We start from the raw sequence: 8,130 nt of genomic DNA, 5'->3' as shown, positions 1-8,130 counted from the left end.
GATGACGACAGCGGCGGGTGTGGCATCGGGGAATGGCTTATCCCAGCGCCGCACGCTCACGCCGTCCACGCTTTGTTCGGACAGATTCGGGTCAATCGCGGGGCACAGATGCTGAAAACTGGCGAGGTCGTCCACCCACAGGCGCACATTCAGGCCATGCTCGGCGGCCAGCTGCCGCGCCAGACGCCAGGCCACGCCGATGTCGCCGTAGTTGTCCACCACAGTGCAAAAAATATCCCAGCGGTCCTGCGCCATCACGTCCCTCTTATCCATTCCGGACATCGTCAACAAATCCTCGGCAACGGGTCGTCTTCCAGTTCATCCAGAATGCGCGTCCCGCCCAGAGGCGTATGCAACACCACCTGCGCGCGGCCGGGTTGCATATGGCCGATCAGTGCCGCATCCTGCCCATCGGGCAGCGCACGCCAGGCAGCGAGTGCTGCTGCGGCATCGGCCTGTGCCACAACCGCCACCACCCGCCCTTCGCAGGCAAGATAATAGGGATCGTAGCCCAGCATTTCGCATACCGCCGACACCTGATCGCGCACCGGGATGGCAGCCTGCTGCAGGCCGGCTTGCAGCCCGGTCGCGCGGCTGATTTCATGCGCCACAGTGGCCAACCCGCCGCGCGTGGGGTCGCGCATGAAGCGCAGACCGGGCAAACCCAGCACTGCCCGGGTCAACGGCAGCACGCTGGCGCTATCCGAGGCCAGCTCGCCCTTGAGTCCAAACTGTTCGCGCGCCAGCATCACCGCGATACCGTGATCGCCCACCGGCCCAGAGACCAGAATCGCATCGCCTGCCTGGATCGTTTGCATGCCGAGTTCAATCCCCGGCGTGCGCACGCCTATGCCTGCAGTCGCCAGATACAGCCCGCCACCCTCGCCGCGCCGCACCACCTTGGTATCGCCCGCCGCCACCACCACGCCCGCCATTTTTGCAGCGCGCGCCAGGCTGGCAACGATGCGATCCAGTTGCGTCAACGGCAGGCCTTCCTCGATGAAGGCGTTCAGCGACAGATAGCGCGGTGTTGCCCCGGCTACCGCCAGATCATTGACCGTGCCATGCACCGCCAGGCTGCCGATATCGCCACCGGGAAACTCCAGCGGCTGCACGGTAAAACCATCGGTGGTAAACATCAGTTCGCCCGCGTCCCAGGGCAAGCGCGCTGCATCGGCATTGATATCCAGCAACGGGTTGCCCAGATGACGGGCGAAAGTCCCCTCGATCAGCTCGCGCATATAGCGACCGCCATTGCCGTGTGCCAGGGTGATGTAGGTATCAGTCATGTGCACTTCCCGTTTCCATAATCTGGCCAAAGCTGATGCCGCCATCATTGACGGGCACGCGCTGCGCAAGTCTGACTTGCACACCGGCCGCAGTGAGTAAATCGACAACCAGTTCGGTCAGCCGGCGATTCTGAAACACACCGCCCGCCAGCCCGATGCACGCTACCTGACGCGTTGCCTGGACTGCCCGCACCTGCGCCAGCAGTGCATGTGCAAGACTGACGTGAAACAGGTCCGCGCGCTGGCTGGCGCTCAGCGCCGCATCCAGCAGCATCGCCACCAAGGGCGTCCAATCACTGCGCCATAAGCCCTGCTCATCGCAATTTAACGGCAATGTAATCGCGTCGTACGCATTGCCGGTACACGCAGCCTCCAGCAACATCGGGCCCTGTCCCTCGAAACTCGCTCGGGTAATCAAACCGGTCAAAGCCGCCGCTGCATCAAACAAGCGCCCGACTGACGAAGTTGGCTGCGTATTCATGCGCCGCTGCCAAGCTGCATGGATCAGCCCGCTATCCGCAGGCACACCCGGCCAATCGGCCCCGATCTCCCATGCCAATGCGGCAGCGGCACGCCAGGGCTCGCGCCCGGCCGCATCGCCGCCGGGCATATGAAACGGGCGCATGCTTGCCGCGCGCACCCAGTTGCCCGGGCTGCCGAATAGCGCCTCGCCGCCCCACAACGTGCCGTCTTCACCGTAACCCACGCCGTCCCAGGTGAATACCAGCCAGTTGGCCATGTCCGGATATTCCCCCGCCAACGCGGAAGCGTGGGCACGATGATGAAACACCCTGGTCAACGTCAGGCCGCTTACCCGTGCCCAGCGGCTGCTGGCATAGCCGTCATGGGCATCGCACACCACGCGCGTGGCGCTGACGTTGTACAACTTCTGCAAATCGGCAGCGACCTGTTCAAACACCGCCATCGACCGCAGCGAATCCAGATCGCCGATGTGCGGCGAAATCACCACGCGCCGCTCCCAGGCCAGCGCAATGGTATTTTTAGTGTGCCCGCCCACCGCCAGCAGCGGCGTATCCAGTGCAAACGGCAAGCTCATTTCCAGAGGGGCTGTGCCGCGCCCCAGCCGCAATGGCCGCGGCTGACCGGCACTCATCCGGAATACGGGATCGTCAGCGGGGCGTGCAATCGCGCGATCATGATGCAGGAAGGCATCGGCCACCTCGGCCAGCCGGGATTCGACTTCGGCATTGTCGGTCAGCACCGGTTCGCCGCTGATATTGGCGGAAGTCGCCACCAGCGGCGCAGCGAAATCGGCAAGCAGCAAATGATGCAGCGGACTGTAGGGCAGCATCGCGCCGATCTCCGCCAGCCCCGGCGCTACCTGCGCTGCAAGCTGGCTGTCGGCACGCTGCCTGAGCAACAGTATGGGACGCAGCGGGCTGGACAAAAACGCCGCTTCGTCATCCGTCAGCACCGCAGCGCGCTGCACGTCCGCCAGATCAGGGAACATCACCGCCAACGGCTTGTGCGGGCGCGCCTTGCGGCTGCGCAAGCGCACCACCGCAGCCTCCGATCCGGCATCGCACAGCAGGTGATAACCGCCCACGCCTTTTACCGCGACAATCCGGCCGGCGCGCAATGCCGCGACAGCAACCGCCAATGCATCCTCACCGGCAAGCGTCAGCGTGTTGTTCTTGAACAGTAGCTGCGGCCCGCACTGCGGACAGGCGACCGGCTCGGCATGAAAACGCCGGTCCAGCGGATTTTCATACTCCGCGCGACACGCAGCGCACAACACGAAATCGCGCATGGTGGTCGCGGCGCGGTCATAGGGCAGCGCTTCGATGAGCGTGTAACGCGGGCCGCACTGGGTGCAATTGATAAATGGGTAACGGTAACGGCGGTCCAGCGGGTCGAACAATTCGGCCAGACACGCATCGCAGGTAAAGTAATCCGGCGGCACATGGATGTCAGGCTGTACATCACTGGTACTGGGCCGGATGACGAATCCGCTGGCGCCGGTGGCAGGGGTTTGCCTGTGGCTGAGCACAGATGGCTGTGACAGCGGCGGCGCTTCGTCCACCAGGGCAGTGGCGAAATCGGCCAGATGTTGTGGCGTGCCTTCCACATGAATTTCTACTTGGCCCAGCGTATTTTGCACCCAGCCGGTCAGATCAAAACGTTGCGCCAGGCGGTACACGAAGGGGCGGAAACCCACGCCCTGGACCCGGCCGGACACCACGAAATGCGCCGCAGTCAGTTGATTCAAGCGACCTTGGCCTCGCGGATACCGCTGGCCCACCAGATACGGCAGGCGCCTTCGTCCGACACCATGCACGGCCCGATCGGTGTGCGCGGGGTACAGGCGCGGCCATACAGGCGGCAGTGATCGGGATAGATTTTGCCGAGGACAACCCTGGCGCAATCGCAACCGGGCGGCATTTCACCGGCACGTTTGCGCGCGGGATCATCATAAGCGGGGAAACGCAGCCGTGCATCATGCGCAGCCAGCGCCGGTTTGATGCCAAAACCGGAGGCCGGAATCACGCCCACGCCGCGCCAGTTGGCATCGACCACATCCATCACTTGCGCCAGTTGGCGCCGCGCACTGACATTGCCGCCGGGGCGTACCAGCTCCGGGTAGCAGTTATCGAGAAAAGGGCGCTCGGCCAGCAATTGGCGCAATACCGAATACGTCGCAGCGAGCAGCGATTCCGGCGTGAACCCGGCCACAGCGGCAGGCAGGCCATGCCTGGCGGGCACGAATGCCCATTCATCCGCACCCATGACTGTGGCCACATGACCGGGGGCGATGAGCGCGTCGAAACCCGGCTTGCCCGCATCCAGCAGCATGGCGACGGCCGGCCAGGTGAGGCGACCGGACAACAGCACGGACAGATTCGGCGGCACGCCCGCCGCCAGCATCGCCGCTACCGGCGCGGTGGTGGTCTCGAAACCGGCGGCAAAAAATACCACCGGAATATCCGGATTAGCGCGGGCAATCTGCACTGCCTCGGTCGGGCTGGCAATCGGACGGATATCCGCGCCTGCAGCGCGCGCCGCATCCAGCGAGCGCGGCTCGCCCTTGGGCACGTTGACCGGCACGCGCAACATGTCGCCAAACGCGACCAGTATGATTTTTTCGTTCAGCGCCAGCTGTGTCGCCTGATACACGTCCTCTTCCGGGCACACGCATACCGGGCAGCCGGGGCCGGGGATCAGTTCGATATTGCCCGGCAATGCGCCGCGCAAACCCGCCAGCGTAATGGAGCGCTCATGACCGCCGCACACGTTCATGATCTTGATGCGCGACGGCAAATCCAGCGCGCGGATTTTTTGCAGCCAGTAGGCGGCATCGTGGCTCATCAACCGACCTCGGCGTGGAGACGGGCGCCATCCGGCTGGATATAGGGTTTGACGGTTTGTCCGGCCGACACCCGCGCACGCTGGGCGGCAAGTTCGCTGCGCAACCAGTCGTACCAGGCCGTCATGCCCTGCCCCTTGCGTGCGGACAGCGGCAACAGCGGCACGGTGCTCGCCAACTGGCGCAAACACTGCTCGGCGCGCGCCGGATCGAAATCGTCCAGCACCGGCAACAGGTCGATCTTGCTCAACACCACTGCATCGGCCGCGCGGAACATCACCGGGTATTTGGCGGGCTTGTCATCGCCTTCGGTCACGGAAAGCAGTGTGACATTGCGATGCTGCCCCAGATCGAAACTCGCCGGGCATACCAGATTGCCGACGTTTTCGACAAACAGAATATCCACTGCGGACAGATCCAGATGGTGCAGCGCCTCATGCACCATGTGCGCATCGAGATGGCAGGCGCTGCCGGTGGTGATCTGATAAGCCGGCACGCCGCGGGCACGGATGCGCGCGGCATCGTTTTCGGTTTCCAGGTCGCCCTCGATCACCGCCAGCCTGAATTCATCCCTGAGCGCGTCGATGGTCGCTTCCAGCAAAGCCGTCTTGCCGGAACCGGGGGAGGACATGAGGTTGATGGTGAGGATGCTGCGCGTATCGAAATGCGCGCGGTTGTGCGCGGCCTGATCGTCATTGTGCGCCAGCAGTTTTTTCAGCACGGAAACCGCACTGGTGCCGCCGTTCACGGGCTTGTACGCCAAGTGCCGATTACCGGGTGTCACATTGCAGCCGCAGGTATCGCACATGGGTAATCCTTTAAGTGATTAATTCCAGATTCGCCAACAGCAGTTCGTCGCCGCTGAGGAGTTGCGTATGGTAATCCCCGCATATCCCGCACAGCAAACGGTTGGGCGTTGCCTCCGTATCAGCGCCGCAAGTCTGACAATGCACCCGCAACGGCTGCGGCTCGATCACCAGCTGCGCCGACGCTGCCACGGTACCCGCTGCCGCCAGCGGGAAAGCACTCACCAGCAATGCCGGTTCCACGCCCGACAGCGGACCGATGTGCAGGGTGATCACCCGCACCGTGTGCGCCGAGTTCTGCTGCGCAATCTCGACCACCTGGTTCACCAGTGCCTGACACACCGACAGTTCATGCACGAGGCATAGCCGACTCGATCGCCAGCATTTCGTCGTACAGTTCCCACGCACTCTGCGCTTCGGCCGCACTCATGGTCTGGATGGCGTAACCCACATGCACCATCACGTAATCACCTACCGCAGGTAATTCGTCCTGCAACAAAAACAGGCTGACTTCGCGTGCCACCCCTTTGGCGGCAGCCTGCGCAACAAAACCATCAATGGCAATAATTTGCATGGGTATGGCCAGACACATGATGCACCTCGTTTGGTTCAATACAGTATAAACCCGGATGAAAATTCCGCTATTGCGGCAGCTTGCCGGCCTGAAATTACCCTACTGATTTGCTTGGTTGTTATTTAACTTTGACGTGCTAGGCTTAACTTCAGCCTCAATTACCGGATGGTTTTAGTGTAAATCCATGACGACTCTGGTGCTCGGTATCGGCAATACCCTACTCTGCGACGAAGGCGTGGGAGTACACGCGGTACGGTCACTGGCACAAGACCATCCCAATCTGGCCGGCGTTGAATTCATGGACGGCGGCACCCTCAGTTTCTCCCTCGCCGGTGATGTGGAAGATGCCACCCAACTCATCGTCATCGATGCCGCTGAACTGGACAGCGCACCGGGCACGGTTCGCGCTTTTGTTGGAGAAGACATGGATCGTTTTCTTGGCGTCAATCGTAAACGCAGCGTGCATGAAGTCGGCTTGCTTGATCTGATGGCGGTCGCCCATCTCGCCGGTCACCTGCCGCAACGTCGTGCGCTGATCGGCATTCAACCCGACATCGTGGACTGGGGCGATGCGCCCACCGCAGCAGTAGCAGAAGCCATACCGCAAGCCTGCAGCCTGACCCTCGACCTGATCGCAGCGTGGCGCGCATGAGTGGACTGGATAATATCGGCACCAAGGTGGTCAACCCGCTGCCATCGCCGCCGGAGGATGGTTTATCCGGCAACGCCGATGCCATTCTGCATGAAATCGTGGCGCTGCTGGAAGCTTATACGGCTACCGGACAAACCGGCGCGATTGACCTGCATAGCCTCCCCCTCACCCTTGACGACTACGAATTGCTACGCATCACCCTGGCCGACGGCGAAGTGCATGCGCACATTGACGCGATCGGCAACTCCGAGGTACGCGAGACGCTCTACCCCGGCGTGTGGTGGGTGACTTACTACAATGCAGAAGGTGACATCGTTGCGGACCTGATTGAAGTCACCGCTGTTCCCGAAATCCTGAAAGCACCTGCGGACGATGTACGCGAGGGGCTTGCCCATTTACGCGAATTGTTAAAACAGGAGCAGCCATGAACGAACCTGATATCCTGGGCGCAAGCCTGGCGCGCAGCGGCATCAGCCGCCGTTCCTTTCTCAAATTCTGCACCGCCATGGCATCGCTGATGGCGCTGCCCCCCAGCGCCGCGTATGCCATGGCCGACGCACTCAAGCGGGCGCAACGCCAATCGGTGATCTGGCTATCGTTTCAGGAATGTACCGGCTGCGTGGAATCGCTGACCCGCTCCTTCGACCCGACGCTGGAACAGCTGATCTTCGAGATGATCTCGCTGGATTATCAGGAGACGCTGCAAGCCGCCTCCGGCGAGGCTGCCGAGTCAGCACGCAAACAGGCGATGAAAGCATCCTATGGCAAATACCTGCTGATTGTGGACGGCTCCATCCCCACCAAGGACGGCGGCGTGTATTCCACTGTTGCCGGCGTTTCCAACCATGATTTGCTGGTAGAAGCTGCCAAGGGTGCAGCGGCCATTGTCGCGGTGGGCACCTGCTCATCGTTTGGCGGCATTCCCCACGCCAACCCCAACCCGACCGGCGCAGTATCGGTATCAGATATTATCAAAGACAAACCGATCATGAATGTGCCGGGTTGCCCGCCCATTCCGTCGGTGATTGCGGGGGTGCTGGCTTATTTCATCACCTACGGCAAATTGCCGGAGCTGGATAACCTCAATCGTCCCAAAGTGTTCTTTGCCGACACCATCCATGACCGCTGCTACCGGCGGCCATTTTATGATCAAGGCAAGTTTGCCAAGACCTTCGACGACGAAGGCGCGCGCAATGGCTGGTGTCTCTACGAACTGGGTTGCAAAGGCCCGACCACCTATAACGCCTGCGCCACGATAAAGTGGAATGGCGGAGTCAGTTTCCCGATCGAATCCGGGCATGGTTGTCTGGGCTGCTCGGAACCCAACTTCTGGGACAAAGGCAGTTTCTACAAACCATTACCCGTTCCGCTCGCCGATAATACCCCTATCATCACCGCCGCCGCACTGGGCGGTATCGCAGTAGGCACGGCAGCAGCGGTGATATCGCGCAAACACCAAACCAGCATTAGCGAGGAGAAATAGC

Annotated in this window: 10 protein-coding genes; 3 read left to right on the top strand and 7 right to left on the bottom strand. The window is 61.8% G+C overall.

All coding sequences use genetic code 11. The features are described from left to right. From earP to EI185_RS14290, 7 genes are all read right to left on the bottom strand, one after another. Positions 1–282, bottom strand: a 282-nt coding sequence (gene earP, locus EI185_RS18235) for an elongation factor P maturation arginine rhamnosyltransferase EarP (RefSeq protein WP_223247859.1), incomplete at its 3' end; no start/stop codon positions are given. A gap of 2 nt (positions 283–284) precedes the next feature. Continuing rightward, the gene (gene hypE, locus EI185_RS14315) at positions 285–1,289 is read right to left on the bottom strand and encodes a hydrogenase expression/formation protein HypE (protein WP_124705832.1); all 1,005 of its coding nucleotides are present in this window, start codon (positions 1,287–1,289) and stop codon (positions 285–287) included. Then, positions 1,282–3,519: a carbamoyltransferase HypF gene (gene hypF / locus EI185_RS14310; protein WP_223247858.1), complete on the bottom strand. Its 2,238-nt coding sequence runs from the start codon at positions 3,517–3,519 to the stop codon at positions 1,282–1,284. Before hypF ends, hypE begins: the two co-directional genes overlap by 8 nt. After that, positions 3,516–4,616 carry a hydrogenase formation protein HypD gene (hypD, locus tag EI185_RS14305; protein WP_124705831.1) on the bottom strand — a complete coding sequence of 367 codons (1,101 nt, stop codon included), beginning with the start codon at positions 4,614–4,616 and terminating at the stop codon, positions 3,516–3,518. Before hypD ends, hypF begins: the two co-directional genes overlap by 4 nt. Further along, complete coding sequence (gene hypB, locus EI185_RS14300; protein WP_124705830.1) at positions 4,616–5,422, bottom strand: hydrogenase nickel incorporation protein HypB; 807 nt, start codon at positions 5,420–5,422, stop codon at positions 4,616–4,618. Before hypB ends, hypD begins: the two co-directional genes overlap by 1 nt. Positions 5,423–5,432: 10 nt before the next feature. Continuing rightward, positions 5,433–5,777: a hydrogenase maturation nickel metallochaperone HypA/HybF gene (locus tag EI185_RS14295; RefSeq protein ID WP_124705829.1), complete on the bottom strand. Its 345-nt coding sequence runs from the start codon at positions 5,775–5,777 to the stop codon at positions 5,433–5,435. Further along, positions 5,770–5,994, bottom strand: coding sequence for a HypC/HybG/HupF family hydrogenase formation chaperone (locus EI185_RS14290; RefSeq protein WP_262982402.1), 225 nt, complete (start codon positions 5,992–5,994; stop codon positions 5,770–5,772). The genes EI185_RS14295 and EI185_RS14290 overlap by 8 nt, the downstream gene beginning before the upstream one ends. Positions 5,995–6,178: 184 nt before the next feature. Between EI185_RS14290 and EI185_RS14285 the strand changes: the two genes are divergently transcribed. Genes EI185_RS14285 through EI185_RS14275 form a run of 3 tightly spaced genes read left to right on the top strand, consistent with a single transcriptional unit; the run spans position 6,179 to position 8,129 of the window. Continuing rightward, entirely contained in the window at positions 6,179–6,646 is a 468-nt protein-coding gene (locus tag EI185_RS14285; RefSeq protein ID WP_124705827.1) for a HyaD/HybD family hydrogenase maturation endopeptidase, read from the top strand. Next, complete coding sequence (locus EI185_RS14280) at positions 6,643–7,074, top strand: hydrogenase expression/formation C-terminal domain-containing protein (protein WP_124705826.1); 432 nt, start codon at positions 6,643–6,645, stop codon at positions 7,072–7,074. The genes EI185_RS14285 and EI185_RS14280 overlap by 4 nt, the downstream gene beginning before the upstream one ends. Beyond that, positions 7,071–8,129 (top strand): hydrogenase small subunit, encoded by a 1,059-nt coding sequence (locus tag EI185_RS14275; RefSeq protein ID WP_124705825.1) that lies wholly within the window; start codon positions 7,071–7,073, stop codon positions 8,127–8,129. Before EI185_RS14280 ends, EI185_RS14275 begins: the two co-directional genes overlap by 4 nt. Position 8,130 lies beyond the last annotated feature (1 nt).

This window comes from Sulfuriferula multivorans, assembly GCF_003851125.1.
Classification (GTDB): Bacteria; Pseudomonadota; Gammaproteobacteria; order Burkholderiales; family Sulfuriferulaceae; genus Sulfuriferula; species Sulfuriferula multivorans.
This window is presented reverse-complemented; position numbering and strand designations above follow the sequence as displayed.

Excerpts from the sequence above, each read along its gene's own strand:
- hypE (WP_124705832.1), bottom strand. The coding sequence starts at position 1,289 with ATGACTGATACCTACATCACCCTGGCACACGGCAATGGCGGTCGCTAT.
- hypD (WP_124705831.1), bottom strand. The coding sequence starts at position 4,616 with ATGAGCCACGATGCCGCCTACTGGCTGCAAAAAATCCGCGCGCTGGAT.
- hypB (WP_124705830.1), bottom strand. The coding sequence starts at position 5,422 with ATGTGCGATACCTGCGGCTGCAATGTGACACCCGGTAATCGGCACTTG.
- EI185_RS14290 (WP_262982402.1), bottom strand. The coding sequence starts at position 5,994 with ATGCAAATTATTGCCATTGATGGTTTTGTTGCGCAGGCTGCCGCCAAA.
- EI185_RS14285 (WP_124705827.1), top strand. The coding sequence starts at position 6,179 with ATGACGACTCTGGTGCTCGGTATCGGCAATACCCTACTCTGCGACGAA.
- EI185_RS14280 (WP_124705826.1), top strand. The coding sequence starts at position 6,643 with ATGAGTGGACTGGATAATATCGGCACCAAGGTGGTCAACCCGCTGCCA.
- EI185_RS14275 (WP_124705825.1), top strand. The coding sequence starts at position 7,071 with ATGAACGAACCTGATATCCTGGGCGCAAGCCTGGCGCGCAGCGGCATC.